Genomic DNA, 16,351 nt, shown 5'->3' on the forward strand with positions numbered 1-16,351 from the left:
GTGCGTGATGCGAGCATGGCGGGCATGCCTACACATGTGATCACCGGAGCCGGTTCCGGCATCGGCGCGGCCGTCGCCCGCCGGCTGCACACGCGCGGCGACGACCTCGTCCTGCACGCGCGGTCGGCGGGACGGGCGAAGGAACTGGCGGCCGGGTTCCCCGGCGCGCGGACCCTCGTCGGCGACCTGGCCGACCCCGACAGGCTCAGCTGGGCCTTCTCCCACCAGTCCCTCCCGGACCGGGTGGACTCCCTGCTGCACATCGCCGGCGTCGTCGACCTCGGCGGGGTCGGCGAGCTGACGCCGAAGGCCTGGCGGCACCAGCTCGACGTCAACCTCGTCGCCCCCGCCGAACTCACCCGGCACTTCCTGCCCCAGCTGCGCGCGAGCCGCGGACACGTGGTCTTCGTCAACTCCGGCGCCGGCCTGAACGCCCACGCCCTGTGGGGTGCCTACGCGGCCTCCAAGCACGGTCTGAAGGCCCTCGCCGACTCCCTGCGCGAGGAGGAGCACGCGGGCGGCGTCCGCGTCACCTCGGTCTACCCCGGCCGCACCGCCAGTCCCATGCAGGCCAAGGTCCACCAGCAGGAGGGCAAGGACTACGACGCCGACAGGTGGATCGACCCCGAGTCGGTCGCCACGACCATCGTCATGGCCCTCGATCTGCCCCGGGACGCGGAGGTCAACGACCTGACCGTGCGGCCGGGGCCGGGGGCCGGGGGCTGACCCACGGGCGTACGGCCGGGTGCTCCGGGGACACCGTCCCGCCGGGCGCGGACTGCTGCCCGCCCGCCCTTTGGCCGGGCGCGGGACCGTCTGTGCCGCCGGGCGCGCGCTCCCCGCGGCCCGGCCGGGACACCGGCCCCGCCGCCCGTTCCGTACGCTTCTCCGGTGAGCGATAACAGTCAGTTCAGGTTCGGGGCCGCGACCGGGGTCGGGTCCATGCCGGGCGGGGACGCCCGCGAGGCCGTCAAGACCGTCACCGGAAGCTTCGAGGACTTCCCCTTCCTGCCCGAACTGCCCGCCCGGGGACCCGGCGCGGACATGATCGGACGGACCGCCGGGATGCTCGTCGAGCTGTACGCACGCGTGGAGCCCAGCGGCTGGAGGCTCGGGGACCGGCCCGGACGCGACACCAGGCGGGCCCGCTCCTGGCTCGGCGAGGACCTCGACGCGCTGGAGGAGTACACCCAGGGGTACGAGGGCCCGCTGAAGGTGCAGGCCGTCGGCCCCTGGACGCTCGCCGCCCAGCTGGAGCTGCGCAACGGCGAGGTGGCCCTCTCCGACCCCGGCGCCTGCCGGGACCTGGCCGCCTCGCTCGCCGAAGGGCTGCGCCTGCACCTCGCCGAGGTGGGCCGGCGCGTGCCCGGCGCACGGCTCGTCCTCCAGCTCGACGAGCCCTCCCTCACCGACGTCCTGCACGGCCGGGTGCGCAGCGCCAGCGGCTACCGCACCCACCGCGCGGTGGACCGTCAGCTCGTCGAGTCCGGGCTGAGGGACGTGTTCGCCGTGCACGACGGCGGCCCGGTCGTGGTCCACTCGTGCGCGCCCGACGTGCCGTTCGCCCTGCTGCGGAGGGCTGGCGCGCAGGCGGTCTCCTTCGACTTCTCGCTCCTCACCGAAGGTGACGACGACACGATCGGGGAGGCGGTCGAGAGCGGCGCCCGGCTGTTCACCGGTGTCGTGCCGGGCACGGACGGCCCGTTGTCGGACCCTGCCGGTAGCGTCATGGGTGTCAGAACGCTGTGGCGCAGGCTGGGGCTGCGACCGGGCCTTCTCGCGGAGGCGGTCACGGTCACCCCGGCGTGCGGACTCGCGGGGGCGTCCCCGGAGTACGCGCGCACCGCCTACGCGCACTGCGTCCGGGCGGCGAGATCCCTCGCGGACGACCCAGAGTGACGGAAGGACACACGGTGGCGGGTGACCAGCAGGCGGAGACGACGAGCGTGCCGGCCGAGGCACGGGAGCAGCACGCCCGGCTCGCCGAGCAGATCGAGGAGCACCGCTTCCGGTACTACGTGAACGACGCGCCCGTCGTCAGCGACGCCGAGTTCGACCGGCTGCTGCGCGAACTGGAGGCGCTGGAGGAGCGGTTCTTGGAGCTGCGCACCCCCGACTCCCCGACCCAGAAGGTCGCCGGGGCGTACGCGACGGAGTTCACGTCCGTCCAGCACCGCTCCCGCATGCTCTCCCTCGACAACACCTTCAACGACGACGACCTCGCCGCCTGGGCCGAGCGCATCCACCGGGAGCTGGGCGAGCAGGAGTTCCACTTCCTGTGCGAGCTGAAGGTCGACGGCCTCGCGGTGAACCTCACCTACGAGCACGGGCGCCTGGTCCGCGCGGCGACCCGTGGTGACGGCCGCACCGGCGAGGACATCACGCCCAACGTGCGGACGATCACCGAGATCCCGGACCGCCTGAAGGGTGACGAGGTGCCCGACCTCGTGGAGATCCGCGGCGAGGTCTTCTTCCCGATGGAGGAGTTCCAGGGCCTCAACGCCCGCCTGGTGGAGGCCGGCGACAAGCCCTTCGCCAACCCGCGCAACGCGGCGGCCGGTTCGCTGCGTCAGAAGGACCCGCGCGTCACCGCCACCCGCCCGCTGCACATGGTCGTCCACGGCATCGGCGCCCTGGAGGGCTTCGAGGGCCTCGCCCGCCTCTCCGAGGCGTACGACCTGCTGAAGACCTGGGGCCTGCCCACCTCCGCGCACAACCGCGTGGTCGACGGCCTCGCCGGCGTACGGGAGTTCATCGCGTACTACGGCGAGAACCGGCACTCCGTGGCGCACGAGATCGACGGCGCGGTGATCAAGCTCGACGAGATCCCGCTCCAGGGCCGCCTCGGCTCCACCTCGCGCGCACCGCGCTGGGCCATCGCGTACAAGTACGCGCCCGAGGAGGTCAACACCACACTGGTCAACATCCGCGTGGGCGTGGGCCGTACGGGCAGGGTCACGCCGTACGCGCAGGTCGAGCCGGTCACCGTGGCCGGCTCCGAGGTGGAGTTCGCCACGCTGCACAACCAGGACGTGGTCAAGGCCAAGGGCGTCCTCATCGGGGACACGGTGGTGCTGCGCAAGGCGGGTGACGTCATCCCGGAGATCCTCGGGCCGGTCGCCGACCTGCGGGACGGCAGTGAGCGCGCCTTCGTGATGCCGGCCGAGTGCCCGGAGTGCGGTACGCCGCTGCGGCCGATGAAGGAGGGCGACGTCGACCTGCGCTGCCCCAACGCCCGTACCTGCCCCGCCCAGTTGCGGGAGCGCCTGTTCTATCTCGCGGGCCGCAAGGCGCTGGACATCGAGCACTTCGGCTATGTCGCCGCCGCCGCGCTCACCGGGCCCCTCGAGCCGGCCGACCCGCCGCTGAAGGACGAGGGCGACCTCTTCGACCTCACCGTCGAGCAGCTGCTGCCCATCAGGGCGTACGTCCTCGACCAGGACAGCGGTCTGCCCAAGCGGGACCCGAAGACGGGCGAGGAGAAGACGGCCACCGTCTTCGCCAACCAGGAGGGCGAACCGCGCAAGAACGCGGTCGCGATGCTGGCGAACATCGCGGCGGCCAAGGAGCGGCCGCTCGCCCGGGTCCTCACCGGTCTGTCGATCCGGCACGTCGGCCCGGTCGCGTCGGAGGCGCTGGCCCGGGAGTTCCGGTCCATCGACCGGATCGAGCAGGCCACCGAGGAGGAACTGGCCGCCACCGAGGGCGTCGGCGGCATCATCGCCGCCTCCGTCAAGCAGTGGTTCGCCGAGGAGTGGCACCGCGAGATCATCCGCAAGTGGCGGGCGGCCGGGGTCCGCATGGAGGACGAGGGGGCCGGCGAGGAGGAGGGCCCGCGTCCGCTCGAGGGACTGACGGTCGTGGTGACCGGCACCCTGGAGCGCTTCACCCGGGACGGCGCGAAGGAGGCGCTGCAGACCCGGGGAGCGAAGGTGACCGGTTCGGTCTCGAAGAAGACGTCCTTCGTCGTCGTCGGCGACAACCCGGGGTCGAAGTACGACAAGGCGATGCAGCTCAAGGTGCCGGTCCTGGACGAGGAGGGCTTCACCGTCCTGCTCGACGAAGGGCCACAGGCCGCGGCCGACGCGGCGCTGCCCGTCGAGGAGCAGTCCGGGGAACAGCCCGCAAAGTAGTGGGGGAGCGGTCGGGGGGCAGTCGGGAAGCAGCGGGGGAAGGTCACCCGATCGGCGCATACCAGATGGATACGGGTGGCTGGGGCGCATTCGGGCAACCGTCGGCGACCGGTGCCCCAAAAGCCTTCTGCGGCCTACTGTTGGGAGGTGCGCCCGCCGTGCCCAGCTGCGGCCGGGGCATCCCTGTGTTCGTGGTGGCACCGTGGAAGGGCTTTCTATCACGCAGCCGCCGGGGGTTGTCAGGCATCGAGCCGTGTGGCGTGGGCGCCGCCGGCTGTGAGAGGGACGGGAATGGAACCCACCGAGAGCGTCGCCCCGGGCTCACGGCTGCGCCTGGGTGTGCGCCGCATGGCGGCCGCACGGCGGCGCGGACGTGGGGCAGGGCGGCCCGCGGGGCCTGTGGGCGCACCAGGGCGTCCCGGGGCGCGCACCGCGGACGCGCGCCCCGAAGGGGTGAGCGGCACCGGACAGCGGGCCGCGGGGCGGCCGGCCGGCCGGCCGGGCACCGGACGGGGCCCCGAAGCGCCCTCGCTCGCCACCGGACTGTCGGCGGACGGCCCCGGGCTGTCCGAAGCGCACGCGGAACGGCACCTCTCCTGGCCCGCGTTGCCCACCGCGGTCGTCTCGGCCGCCGCGTTCGTGCTCGGCGCCGGCGTCCTCGGAGCGTTCACCGGCGGTCACGCGCTCTTCCCGTCCGGCCGCGTCGGCTGGTCCCTGGCCGTACTGACCGGGATCGTCGTCGGCCACCTGGTGATGCTGGGCCGCTCCCGCTGGTGGGGCGGCACCGGCTCGGGCGCCGCCGTCACCCTCGCCGTGCTGCTGCTCTACGGCTGGGTCCCGGCAGGCATGGTCAGCCTCACCGTGGTCGTGCTGGTCGGCATGGCCCGGCGGGGCCGCTGGCGGCACGGCATCCTGCACGGCGCGGTGGACCTGCTCGGCATCGGCGCCGGCGCGCTGGTGCTGGCCCTGCTCGGATCCGTACCGTCCGTCGAGTCCCCGGCGACCCCCGACACCTGGGGGCTGCACACGGCCTTCGAGGTGGTGCTCGTCGCCGCCGCGTATCTCGTGGTCACCCGCGCCCTCCACTGGTACCTGCACGTCCCGCGGGGCGGACTGCCCACGGTCGCCCGCACCGCCCTGGTCAGACAGGGCCTGGTCGCGGTGGCGCTGCTCGGCATAGCGCCGCTGATCTGCGTGGTCGCCGACGCCCGGCCGGTCGTCCTGCCGCTGTTCGCCATCCCGTTGATCGCGCTCGACTCCACGCTGTGGATGGCCAGGGCCCGCGCGGAGGAGCAGTTGCGCGATCCGCTGACCGGACTGCCCAACCGCCAGTGGCTCCTCGAGCGCATCTGGACCGCGCTGGACGACGCCGAGCGCGCCGGCGCCCGCGCCACCCTCATGCTGATCGACCTCGACCGGTTCCGGTCGGTCAACGACACGCTCGGTCACCTCGCGGGTGACCGGCTGCTGCTGCAGATCGCCGACCGGCTGAGGCTGGCCCTGCCGCGCGGGGCGGAGGCCGCGCGGCTCGGTGGCGACGAGTTCGCCGTCTTACTGCCGGTCGCCGACTCCATCACGTCGGCGACCCGGGTCGCCCGCGGCCTGGTGTCCGCCCTCAGCTCGCCGCTCGACCTCGACGGCCTCACCCTCGTGCTGGAGGCCAGCGCGGGCGTCGCCGTCTTCCCCGACCACGCCCTCGACGCGGAGGGCCTGCTGCGGCGCGCGGACGTGGCGATGTACCAGGCCAAACGGGACCGCACGGGCGTCGAGGTCTACGAGTCCAAGCGGGACTCCAACACCCCCGACCGACTGGGACTCCTGGGCGACCTGCGCCGGGCCCTGGACGCGCGCGAGGTCCAGCTCCACTACCAGCCCAAGGTCCGCTTCGACGGACAGGTCGCGGGCCTGGAGGCCCTGGTCCGCTGGGTGCACCCGGAGCGCGGCAGGGTGCCGCCGGACGAGTTCATAGCCATCGCCGAGTCCTCCGGCCTGATGCCGCAGCTCACCGACTACGTGCTGGAGACCGCCCTCGGGCAGGTCGCCCGCTGGCGTGCCCAGGGACTGTTCGCGCCGGTCGCGGTCAACGTCTCCCCGCGCGACGTCCACAGCCCCGGCTTCGCCGGCTCCGTCGCGGCGCGACTGGCCCGGCACGGGGTTCCGGCGGGAGCACTCCAGCTCGAGATCACCGAGAACGTCCTCCTGGAGGACCCGCAGCGCGCCGCCGACACCCTCAACGGACTGACCGGGCACGGCGTGAAGATGTCCCTCGACGACTTCGGCACCGGCTACTCCTCCCTCGTGCACCTGCGGCGGCTGCCCGTCAGCGAGCTGAAGATCGACCGCTCGTTCGTGGCCAGGCTGGCCGTCGACACCGAGGACGCCGAGATCGTGCGCTGCACCGTCGACCTCGCCCACTCGCTCGGACTGCTCGTCGTCGCCGAGGGCGTCGAGGACGACGAGACCTGGGAACGCCTGCGCGACCTCGGCTGCGACGCCGTCCAGGGCTGGCTGGTCGCGGCCGCGATGCCGCCCGACGAAACCACGGCCTGGCTCCTCGCCCGCGGCTCCCGCGGCTGGCAGCGCCCGGCGGCCGCCCTCCCCGCGGCAGCCGCCGACGACTTTGGCCGCCCGGTCTGACACCGGGTCCGTCGCGGGGCCGGACGTCGGCCCTGGCACTGGCCCCGTCGTGGGGCCGGCCACCGGCTTCGCACCAGCCACGCTGTGGGTCCGGGGTCCGGGTGGCGGCACCGTTTTCGGGGGCGCGGGGAAACCGTTTCACGGGTACGGGGCGGCGACCCATAGGATTGGGGCCTGTCGTCACCTTCCCGCCAGTCGCGCCACACCCGGCCGCCCGGGACACGACGGCAGGTCCTAGCCCGAACCGCACACTCACCCAGAGGAACGCTGCATGCCTGGCATCACGCGCGAGGAGGTCGCCCACCTCGCCCGGCTGGCGCGTCTGGAGCTGAAGCCCGAAGAGCTCGACCACTTCGCAGGCCAGCTCGACGACATCATCGGCGCGGTGGCCCGCGTCAGCGAGGTCGCCGACCAAGACGTACCGCCGACCTCGCACCCGCTCCCGCTGACGAACGTCATGCGCCCGGACGAGGTCCGTCCCTCGCTCACCCCCGCGCAGGCGCTCTCCGGCGCCCCGGCCCAGGAGCAGCAGCGTTTCAAGGTGCCGCAGATCCTGGGGGAGGACTGAATCCCATGACGGACATCATCAGGCTCACGGCCGCCGAGACCGCCGCGAGGATCGCCTCCGGCGAACTCACCGCCGTCCAGGTCACCGAGGCACACCTGGCCCGGATCGAGGCCGTCGACGAGAAGGTGCACGCCTTCCTGCACGTCGACCGCGAGGGCGCCCTCGCCCAGGCCCGCGCCGTCGACGAGAAGCGCGCCAAGGGCGAGAAGCTCGGCCCGCTGGCCGGCGTCCCCCTCGCGCTCAAGGACATCTTCACCACCGAGGGCATCCCGACCACCGTCGGCTCCAAGCTCCTCGAGGGCTGGATCCCGCCGTACGACGCGACGCTCACCAAGCGGCTCAAGGCCGCCGACGTCGTCATCCTCGGCAAGACCAACATGGACGAGTTCGCCATGGGGTCCTCGACCGAGAACAGCGCCTACGGACCGACCGGCAACCCCTGGGACCTCACCAAGATCCCCGGCGGCTCCGGCGGCGGGTCGAGCGCCGCGCTCGCCTCCTTCCAGGCCCCCCTCGCCATCGGCACCGACACCGGCGGCTCCATCCGCCAGCCGGCCTCCGTCACCGGCACGGTCGGCGTGAAGCCGACCTACGGCGCGGTCTCCCGCTACGGCATGGTGGCGTTCTCCTCCTCCCTCGACCAGGGCGGCCCCTGCGCCCGCACGGTCCTGGACGCGGCCCTGCTGCACGAGGTCATCGCCGGGCACGACCCGCTCGACTCCACCTCCATCGACGCCCCGGTCCCGCCGGTCGTCGAGGCCGCCCGCAACGGCTCGGTCACCGGCATGCGGGTCGGCGTGGTCAGGCAGTTCCGCGGCGAGGGCTACCAGGCCGGCGTCATCCAGCGGTTCGACGAGACCGTCGCCCTGCTGAAGGACCTCGGCGCCGAGATCGTCGAGCTGGACTGCCCGTCCTTCGACCTCGCGCTCTCGGCGTACTACCTGATCGCGCCGTCCGAGTGCTCCTCCAACCTCGCCCGCTTCGACGGCCTGCGTTACGGCCTGCGGACCGGTGACGACGGTACGCACTCCGCCGAGGAGGTCACCTCGCTGACCCGCGAGGCCGGCTTCGGCCCCGAGGTCAAGCGCCGTATCATGCTCGGCACCTACGCCCTCAGCTCCGGCTACTACGACGCCTACTACGGCAGCGCCCAGAAGGTCCGTACGCTGATCAAGCAGGACTTCGACACGGCGTTCGAACAGGTCGACGTGATCGTCTCCCCGACGACGCCCACCACCGCCTTCGCGATCGGCGAGCGCGCCGACGACCCGATGGCGATGTACCTCGCCGACCTGTGCACCATCCCGACCAACCTGGCGGGCAACGCGGCCATGTCGCTGCCCTGCGGCCTCGCGCCCGAGGACAACCTGCCGGTCGGACTGCAGATCATCGCCCCGGTCATGAAGGACGACCGCCTCTACAAGGTGGGCGCAGCCGTCGAGGCGGCCTTCGTGGAAAAGTGGGGCCACCCGCTGATCGAGGAGGCTCCGTCGCTGTGAGTGCACTGACCAAGGCCAAGGGTTTCAAGAAGTCCAAGTCCGGCACGTATCTGGCCATGGCCGGTACCGCGTTCAGCGCGTTCGGTGTCGCCAAGCGTGTCAAGAAGGCGCGGCACGAGAAGGACACCCTGGTCCTGATCGACGCCACCGTGTCCGCTGTCGCGATCGTCACCGGCCTCGCCATCCTGTACCGCGAGCTGAAGCGGCTGGGCGACGACGACGTCCTGCTGGGCTGAGAGGGAAGTTACACCGTGACCACCACGACCGACCTGGTGTCGTACGAGGACGCGCTGGCGTCGTACGACCCCGTCATGGGCCTCGAGGTCCATGTCGAACTCGGCACCAGGACCAAGATGTTCTGCGGCTGCTCGACCACGCTCGGCGCCGACCCGAACACCCAGACCTGCCCCACCTGCCTCGGCATGCCGGGCGCGCTCCCGGTCGTCAACGCGACCGGGGTCGAGTCCGCCGTCAAGATCGGTCTCGCGCTGAACTGCGAGATCGCCGAGTGGTGCCGCTTCGCCCGGAAGAACTACTTCTATCCGGACATGCCGAAGAACTTCCAGACCTCCCAGTACGACGAGCCGATCGCCTTCAACGGCTACCTCGACGTGCAGCTGGAGGACGGCGAGACCTTCCGCGTGGACATCGAGCGCGCCCACATGGAGGAGGACACCGGCAAGTCGACGCACGTCGGCGGCGCCACCGGCCGTATCCACGGCGCGTCCCACTCCCTGCTCGACTACAACCGGGCCGGCATCCCGCTCATCGAGATCGTCACCAAGCCGATCGAGGGAGCGGGCGAGCGAGCCCCCGAGGTCGCCCGCGCCTACGTGCGTGAACTGCGCGAGCTCATCCGGGCGCTCGGCGTGTCCGAGGCCCGGATGGAGATGGGGCAGATGCGCTGTGACGTCAACCTGTCGCTGCGCCCGCACGGCCGGGAGAAGTTCGGAACCCGCTCGGAGACGAAGAACGTCAACTCGCTGCGGTCCGTGGAGCGCGCGGCCCGCTTCGAGATCCAGCGGCACGCCGCCGTGCTGAACGACGGCGGGACGATCATCCAGGAGACCCGGCACTTCCACGAGGACACGGGGTCGACGACCTCCGGCCGCGTGAAGGAGGAGGCCGAGGACTACCGTTACTTCCCGGAGCCCGACCTGGTCCCCGTCGCCCCGTCCCGCGAGTGGGTCGAGGAACTGCGCGCCGGGCTGCCCGAGCTGCCGCTGGTGCGCCGCAGCCGGCTCCGCGAGGAGTGGGGGATCTCCGGCACCGACATGCAGGCGATCCTCAACGCCGGTGCGCTGGACCCGATCGTCGCCACGATCGGGGCCGGCGCGGACGCGGCCTCCGCCCGCAAGTGGTGGATGGGCGAACTCGCCCGCAGCGCCAACGAGTCGGGCAAGGCGCTCGACGAGCTGACGATCACGCCGGAGCAGGTCGCCCGGGTCGCCGAGCTGGTGACCTCCGGCGACCTGAACGACAAGCTGGCCCGCCAGGTCATCCTGGGCGTCCTCGCCGGTGAGGGCACGCCGGACGAGGTCGTCGAGAAGCGCGGTTTGAAGGTCGTCTCCGACGACGGCGCGCTCACCGCCGCCGTGGAGGAGGCCATCGCCTCCAACCCGGGCGTCGCGGACAAGATCCGGGGCGGCAAGGTGGCGGCGGTCGGCGCGCTGGTCGGCGCGGTCATGAAGGCCACCCGCGGCCAGGCGGACGCGGCCCGTGTCAAGGAGCTGATCCTGGAGAAACTGGGCGTCGCCGAGGGCTGATCCTCAGGCGCCGCTCGGGAACGGAAGAGGGGGACGCACCGGGTTCGACGCGTCCCCCTCCTTCATGCGGCCGGCTCCCGTACGGGGCCGGCGCTCCGGGCGGTCAGCGCCGCACGTCCCACGCGGTCAGGGCCGCCGCCCCACCACGCGGGCGAAGCCCAGCACGCGGCCCTCGTCCACGCGCAGCATCCGCGCGCTCTCGCGGCTCGACCGCACGTGGAACTCCTCCGTGCTCTCCTCGGCGACGACGTCGCACCAGAGCAGCCAGTCCCGCCAGCCGTCCGGCTGCCAGTCGGCCGCCTCGACCTCCACGGCCCCGCTGCGGGTCCAGTGGCGCCGCCACCACCCGGGCGTGTGGAAGCACCAGAACGCGGGGTCCCAGAAGGGCTTCAGGTGCTCCGGCGGCTCGCTGCCCTCGATCTCCTCGCGCATCGCCGGGACGACGACACCGATCCGCCCGCCCGGCTTCAGCAGCCGGGCCAGCGACGGCAGATACAGATCGTCGGTGCCGAAGTACTGGTACGCGTCGATGGAGACGATCGCGTCGAAGCTCTCGTCGCCGAAGGGCAGGTCGTGCGCCTCGGCGAGGACCGGCAGTACCCGCTCGGCGACGCCCGCCCCGGCGATACGGCGCGCGTTCTCCCCGGGCCCGATCCACAGGTCGGCCGCGGTGACCTGGACGTCGTACTCCCTGGCCAGGAAGACGGACGTCATGGCGCGTCCGCAGCCCAGGTCGAGCACGCGGGCGCCGGGGCGCAGGGTGTCGAGGCCGAGGGCCGGGGCGAGCCACTCCAGGAGCCACAGCGCGTGCGGGCCCATTTGGTTCTCGACGGTCCAGCGGGCGTCGTAGGCGGCGCTGCGCGGGTAGCGGGGCAGGGTCAGGCGGTCAGTGAGGTCGTCTTGCGAAGGGGTGCTCGATGTGATGTCCGACATCGGTGAAAGGACTCCTCGGGTCCGTGCGGGAAGAAGGGTTCGCGTCGGAGATCGGGCGGACCGTCATCAAAGCACCTGCTTCGGCCGGGGCGGCGGGATGCCGCGGAGCATCGGACCGACGGACGCTAGCAGGCGCCCAGGCCCCCCGCATCCCGGTTTCCGGGCATGGGGCGCTACGCTCCCGCGCCATGAGTGGACGCACTGATTCCGACCTGCCCCCGGACACTCACGCCGAAGACGCCGAAGACGCCGAAGACGCCGAGCAGGGCGCAGAGGCCCTTCGGGCCGCCCGGCGGGCCCGGTGGGCCGCGGTCGGTACCGGGACCGTACTCGGCCTGGCCGGGGCGGCAGCGGCGCTGCTCCGCCTCACCGGCTCCACCCCGGCCCTCGTGCCGCTGGCCTACGCCTGCGGCGCCGGCGCCTGCGCGCTCGCCGCCGTCCTGGGCTCGCGCGGACGGACCCGCAGGGCGCTGTGGCTGCTGATCGTGGGGCTGATGGTGATGGCGCTGGGGGATCAGTTCGACTGACCTGCGAACTGTGAACAAGGACACGAACGCCGCAATGGATCATTCATGGCTGGAAGAGTGCACTTCATTGCTCATGCGTTCTTTGCGGGCTGTTCGGTCACGCGTGACTGTTCCCGGCCAAAGATGCACATACCGTCACTCTGGGAGCACGATTCGTGGCAGCCCTCGCACGCTGGTGTGTCCGACGCCGTCTGATCACCGTTCTGCTGTGGCTCCTCGCCCTCGGCGGGGTCGCGGCGGGAGCCTTCGCGACCCAGAACGCGTACTCGAACGACTACGAGGTGCCCGGCACCGAGTCCGGGCACGCCACCGAACTGCTGCGCGAGGGCTTCCCGGCCCTGTCGGGCGACAGCGACACCGTGGTCTGGCACACACCGTCCGGCAGCGTCCGGGACTCCGACGTCGAACAGAGCATGACCCGCACCCTGGACCGGATGGCGGATCTGCCCGGCATCGCCGCCGTGGCCGGCCCGTACGGGGCCGACGGCACCGGAGGGATCAGCGCGGACGGCCGCACCGCCTACGCCACCGTCACCTACGACGACCCGGCCAAGGACATCGACGAGGGCGAGGCGGCGGCCGTGCTCGACGCGGCCGGGGCCGCACGGGCCGACGGACTCCAGGTGGAACTGGGCGGCAGCGCCGCCGCGCTGACCGGGGCACCGGAGGGGCACCTCGCGGAGACCGTCGGAGTGGCCGTCGCCGCCGTCGTCCTCTTCCTCGCCTTCGGCTCGCTCGCCGCCTCGCTGCTGCCCATCGCCACGGCGCTGGTCGGCGTCGGCACCGCCTATGCCTCGATCGTGCTGCTCGGGCACGTCATGACCGTCGCCGACTTCGCGCCCATGCTGGGCATGCTGATCGGCCTCGGCGTCGGCATCGACTACGCGCTGTTCATCGTGACCAGGCACCGGCGCGGACTCAAGCGCGGGCTGTCCGTGGCCGAGGCCGCCACCGACGCCGTCGCCACCACCGGACGCGCGGTCGTGTTCGCGGGGGCCACCGTGTGCATCGCCCTGCTGGGCATGCTGATCCTCCGGCTGAACTTCCTCAACGGCGTCGCCGTCGCGGCCTCGCTCACCGTGGTGCTGGCCGTCGCCGCCTCGGTCACCCTGCTGCCCGCGCTGCTGTCGCTCATCGGCATGCGCGCCCTCAGCCGCCGCGAACGGCGCCGACTGGCCGAGACCGGCCCGCAGCCCGAACCGCCGACCGGCTTCGCCGCACGCTGGGCGGCGTTCGTGGAACGCAGGCCCAAGCTGCTCGGGGCGCTCGCCCTGGCCGTCATGGCGGTGCTCGCGCTGCCCACCGGGTCCCTCCATCTCGGCACCTCCGACCAGGGCAACGACCCGAAGACCTCCACCACCCGCCAGGCCTACGACCTCCTCGCCGACGGCTTCGGGCCCGGTGTGAACGGCCCCCTCACCCTCGTGACCGAGGTCGACGGCGCTGCCGACCGGCTCGCCCTGGACACGCTCGGCCCCGCCCTGCGCGAGACCGAGGGCGTCGCGAACGTCGGGCCGGTGGTCCACAGCGCCGACGGCGGTACCGCGTACCTCACCGTCGTACCGGAGTCCTCACCGCAGTCGAAGCGGACCAGCGACCTCGTCGACCGGCTGCGCGAGGACGTGCTGCCGCGCGCCGAGGCCGGAACCGCCCTCGACGTGCGGGTCGGCGGTATGACGGCCGGCTACGACGACTTCGCCGAGGTCATCGTCGACAAGCTGCCCCTGTTCGTCGGAGTCGTCGTCGGCCTGGGCTGCCTGCTGCTCCTGCTCGCCTTCCGGTCCGTCGTCATCCCGCTCAAGGCCGCCGCGATGAACGTGGCCGCCGTCGCCGCCGCCTTCGGCGTGGTCGTGGCGATCTTCCAGTGGGGCTGGGGCAGTGAACTGCTGGGCCTCGGCAGCGGGGGCCCCATAGAACCCTTCCTGCCCGTGATCATGGTGTCGGTCCTCTTCGGACTCTCCATGGACTACCAGGTCTTCCTGGTCAGCCGGATGTACGAGGAATGGCTGGAGACCGGGGACAACCGGCGCGCGGTACGGGTCGGCCTCGCCGAGACCGGCCGGGTGATCAACTCCGCGGCCGTGATCATGATCTCGGTCTTCCTCGCCTTCGTCCTGACCGGCGACCGCGTCATAGCGATGTTCGGCATCGCGCTCGCCGCCGCCGTCGCCCTCGACGCCTTCGTGCTGCGCACCCTGCTCGTCCCCGCGCTCATGCATCTGCTCGGCGGCGCCAACTGGTGGCTGCCCGCCCGGCTGGACCGGATCCTGCCGCGGATCAGCATCGAGCCGCCGGAGAGCCGCGCCGCCCATGAGAGGCTGGCCGCCGCCACCGACACCGGGGTGGAGGACGTGTTCACCAGGGAGGAACGGCAGACGGATGTACGCGATACGACTGGGTGACGACGGAGCCGAACTGCGTCCCCTGGAGCCCTGGCACGCGGAGGAGTTCCTCGCCCACCTGGAGCGGGGCCGGGAATTCATCAACCGGTACGTCCCCTTCGGCTCCAAGGCCGTCGACGTGCCCACCGCGCGGGAGGCCCTCCAGCGGTACGCCGACTTCCGCGCCGCCGACACGGCCGCGCTGCACGGCCTGTGGCTGGACGGCACGCTCGTGGGCGGGGTGCTCACGCTGAACTTCGACGCCGCAGGCGGCACCTGCGAGGTCGGCTGCTGGCTGGAGCCGGCCGCCACCGGCCGCGGGCTCGTCACGCGCGCCATGCGGGTGCTGATCGACTGGGTGATCGAGCAGCGGGGCATCCACCGCGTGGAGTGGGTCGCCGCCGCCGGCAACGAGCCCAGCCTCAACACGGCCCGCCGGCTCGGCATGACCCGGGACGGGGTACGGCGCGCGGCCCACCTCCACCACGGAGTACGGCACGACCTGGAGGTGTGGTCGGTGCTGGCTCCCGAGTGGCGGACGGCGCGCGCGGCGCACAGCGATCATTAAGGGACTTCTCAGAGAGCGTCCGTACGGTGCGCCCCATGGGAACCAAGACCGAGACCGAGAAAGCGGCCAAGGCCGAGGACAACAGCGCGGACACCGGCGCGGACGGGAGCGGGACCGAGACTGGGGCCGGGGCGGTCGCTGCCGCGGACACGGTCGACGGCGGCACCACGGAGCCGGAGACGGAGCCGGAGACGGAGCCGGAGACGGAGCCGGGGACGGAGCCGGAAGCGGTCTCGGAGCCGGAGGCCCGGGGCGCCACCGGGGTCGGGCAGGGCGCCGCGGCCGTCGTCTCCGCCGGACTCGGCGTCGTCTCGCTCACCGGCAGCTGGCTCGGCACGGTGGCAGCCGCCCGCGAGACCCTGGTCGGCCAGCTGGAGACCGCCGCGGACTCGACCGTCGCCGTCCAGATCAAGGAGGTCTACGGCGACGCCTGGCAGACCAGCGCGCTGTGGGGCGGCCTGTTCGCGCTCACCGCGCTGATCGTGGGCGTGGCGGTGCTCGTCCGGCCCGCGTTCGGGACGCCCGGCGCCGCGCAGACGCCCTGGATCAAGTCGGTCGCCTGGGCCGGTGTCGCATTCGGCGCCATCGGACTGCTGTTCGCCGTACTCAAGTACACCGACGTCCTGCTGGGGCTGCCCGCCGCGGGTTGAGCCGTCGCGGGTCCCCGGCAGGCACCGGGGCCTTCGGACGGTTCCTGCAGCAGTCCCAAAGGGGCCCTGGTCCGGCCACGAGCACCTCATGGCCGGACCGGGGCCCCTCACCCGTGTCCAAGGGGTCCTTGCGCTGTGCCCGCCCGGGTCGCGTGGTCCGGCACCGCACCTCGCCGCGTTGCCGAAAAGCCCTGGTAGCTCCGTTACGAGGGCTCTGTGGCGCCTTGCGGCGCACGGCACCGGACCACGCGGCCGCATCGGACGCTCATAGCGCAAGGAACTCCTAAGGGGTCCTTGCGGCCGCCGAAGATGCGGAATTCTCCCGATGCGGCGGTCCTGCCCGGGAGACGAGGGTGGAGGCATCGCGGAAAGCGACGCCGGACACCGACTCCCAGAGGGAACACACCGTGTACGAGTACGAGATCGCCAAGTACCGCTCCGCCGACCTCATCCGCCGGGCCGACGACGAGCGCAGGGCGCCGAGTACGAGAGCCATAGCCGCCGCCCACGCCGCCACCGGTTCGCCCGAGCCGTATGAGCCCCGCCGGGGCGAGTGACAGCAGCGGGACGAGCGGAACCGGCTCGAACCGACCCGGGAGGACGCCGGCGACGCCGGTCCCGGACGCGGGCCGACAGACCTCGCGTCCGGAAAGGTCGTCGTACGCCCGTCACCGGACCACCCCGAACCG

The 16,351-nt window shown here is 72.5% G+C and carries 14 protein-coding genes and 1 pseudogene; 14 read left to right on the top strand and 1 reads right to left on the bottom strand.

The features are described 5' to 3' along the window. The first annotated feature begins 15 nt into the window (after window positions 1–15). From ACWZEH_RS24620 to gatB, 8 genes are all read left to right on the top strand, one after another. Window positions 16–726: an SDR family oxidoreductase gene (locus ACWZEH_RS24620; RefSeq protein WP_456193284.1), complete on the top strand. Its 711-nt coding sequence runs from the start codon at window positions 16–18 to the stop codon at window positions 724–726. 165 nt (window positions 727–891) lie between these two features. Next, complete coding sequence (locus ACWZEH_RS24625; RefSeq protein ID WP_456193285.1) at window positions 892–1,899, top strand: methionine synthase; 1,008 nt, start codon at window positions 892–894, stop codon at window positions 1,897–1,899. Window positions 1,900–1,913: 14 nt separating this feature from the next. Continuing rightward, window positions 1,914–4,133 carry an NAD-dependent DNA ligase LigA gene (gene ligA, locus ACWZEH_RS24630; RefSeq protein WP_456193286.1) on the top strand — a complete coding sequence of 740 codons (2,220 nt, stop codon included), beginning with the start codon at window positions 1,914–1,916 and terminating at the stop codon, window positions 4,131–4,133. Window positions 4,134–4,424: 291 nt separating this feature from the next. Further along, entirely contained in the window at window positions 4,425–6,770 is a 2,346-nt protein-coding gene (locus ACWZEH_RS24635) for a putative bifunctional diguanylate cyclase/phosphodiesterase (protein ID WP_456193287.1), read from the top strand. 271 nt (window positions 6,771–7,041) lie between these two features. Further along, on the top strand, window positions 7,042–7,338 hold the full coding sequence (gatC, locus tag ACWZEH_RS24640; protein WP_042167914.1) for an Asp-tRNA(Asn)/Glu-tRNA(Gln) amidotransferase subunit GatC: 297 nt from the start codon (window positions 7,042–7,044) through the stop codon (window positions 7,336–7,338). A gap of 5 nt (window positions 7,339–7,343) precedes the next feature. After that, window positions 7,344–8,837 carry an Asp-tRNA(Asn)/Glu-tRNA(Gln) amidotransferase subunit GatA gene (gene gatA, locus ACWZEH_RS24645; RefSeq protein ID WP_456193288.1) on the top strand — a complete coding sequence of 498 codons (1,494 nt, stop codon included), beginning with the start codon at window positions 7,344–7,346 and terminating at the stop codon, window positions 8,835–8,837. Beyond that, window positions 8,834–9,073, top strand: coding sequence for a hypothetical protein (locus ACWZEH_RS24650; RefSeq protein WP_456193289.1), 240 nt, complete (start codon window positions 8,834–8,836; stop codon window positions 9,071–9,073). Before gatA ends, ACWZEH_RS24650 begins: the two co-directional genes overlap by 4 nt. A gap of 15 nt (window positions 9,074–9,088) precedes the next feature. Further along, on the top strand, window positions 9,089–10,603 hold the full coding sequence (gatB, locus tag ACWZEH_RS24655; protein ID WP_456193290.1) for an Asp-tRNA(Asn)/Glu-tRNA(Gln) amidotransferase subunit GatB: 1,515 nt from the start codon (window positions 9,089–9,091) through the stop codon (window positions 10,601–10,603). A gap of 126 nt (window positions 10,604–10,729) precedes the next feature. Here gatB and ACWZEH_RS24660 read toward each other — a convergent pair whose 3' ends face one another. Then, the gene (locus ACWZEH_RS24660) at window positions 10,730–11,536 is read right to left on the bottom strand and encodes an SAM-dependent methyltransferase (protein ID WP_456193291.1); all 807 of its coding nucleotides are present in this window, start codon (window positions 11,534–11,536) and stop codon (window positions 10,730–10,732) included. A 188-nt stretch (window positions 11,537–11,724) separates the two neighbouring features. Between ACWZEH_RS24660 and ACWZEH_RS24665 the strand changes: the two genes are divergently transcribed. The 6 genes and pseudogenes from ACWZEH_RS24665 to ACWZEH_RS24690 all read left to right on the top strand — a co-directional run. After that, complete coding sequence (locus tag ACWZEH_RS24665; RefSeq protein ID WP_456193292.1) at window positions 11,725–12,063, top strand: hypothetical protein; 339 nt, start codon at window positions 11,725–11,727, stop codon at window positions 12,061–12,063. A gap of 155 nt (window positions 12,064–12,218) precedes the next feature. Beyond that, window positions 12,219–14,465 (top strand): MMPL family transporter, encoded by a 2,247-nt coding sequence (locus ACWZEH_RS24670; protein ID WP_456193293.1) that lies wholly within the window; start codon window positions 12,219–12,221, stop codon window positions 14,463–14,465. Next, window positions 14,443–15,012, top strand: coding sequence for a GNAT family N-acetyltransferase (locus tag ACWZEH_RS24675; protein ID WP_456193294.1), 570 nt, complete (start codon window positions 14,443–14,445; stop codon window positions 15,010–15,012). The genes ACWZEH_RS24670 and ACWZEH_RS24675 overlap by 23 nt, the downstream gene beginning before the upstream one ends. 35 nt (window positions 15,013–15,047) lie before the next feature. Beyond that, complete coding sequence (locus ACWZEH_RS24680; protein WP_456193295.1) at window positions 15,048–15,662, top strand: hypothetical protein; 615 nt, start codon at window positions 15,048–15,050, stop codon at window positions 15,660–15,662. A gap of 407 nt (window positions 15,663–16,069) precedes the next feature. After that, window positions 16,070–16,219, top strand: a complete 150-nt coding sequence (locus ACWZEH_RS24685) for a hypothetical protein (protein ID WP_456193296.1) — start codon at window positions 16,070–16,072, stop codon at window positions 16,217–16,219. A gap of 15 nt (window positions 16,220–16,234) precedes the next feature. Next, window positions 16,235–16,312: pseudogene (locus tag ACWZEH_RS24690) on the top strand (DUF6191 domain-containing protein); the annotation flags it as partial. Between the last annotated feature and the right edge of the window lie 39 nt (window positions 16,313–16,351).

Source organism: Streptomyces yamdrokensis, assembly GCF_053890455.1.

Excerpts from the sequence above, each read along its gene's own strand:
- ACWZEH_RS24620 (WP_456193284.1), top strand. The coding sequence starts at position 16 with ATGGCGGGCATGCCTACACATGTGATCACCGGAGCCGGTTCCGGCATC.
- ACWZEH_RS24680 (WP_456193295.1), top strand. The coding sequence starts at position 15,048 with ATGGGAACCAAGACCGAGACCGAGAAAGCGGCCAAGGCCGAGGACAAC.
- ACWZEH_RS24660 (WP_456193291.1), bottom strand. The coding sequence starts at position 11,536 with ATGTCGGACATCACATCGAGCACCCCTTCGCAAGACGACCTCACTGAC.
- ACWZEH_RS24675 (WP_456193294.1), top strand. The coding sequence starts at position 14,443 with ATGTACGCGATACGACTGGGTGACGACGGAGCCGAACTGCGTCCCCTG.
- ACWZEH_RS24635 (WP_456193287.1), top strand. The coding sequence starts at position 4,425 with ATGGAACCCACCGAGAGCGTCGCCCCGGGCTCACGGCTGCGCCTGGGT.
- gatA (WP_456193288.1), top strand. The coding sequence starts at position 7,344 with ATGACGGACATCATCAGGCTCACGGCCGCCGAGACCGCCGCGAGGATC.
- gatC (WP_042167914.1), top strand. The coding sequence starts at position 7,042 with ATGCCTGGCATCACGCGCGAGGAGGTCGCCCACCTCGCCCGGCTGGCG.
- ACWZEH_RS24665 (WP_456193292.1), top strand. The coding sequence starts at position 11,725 with ATGAGTGGACGCACTGATTCCGACCTGCCCCCGGACACTCACGCCGAA.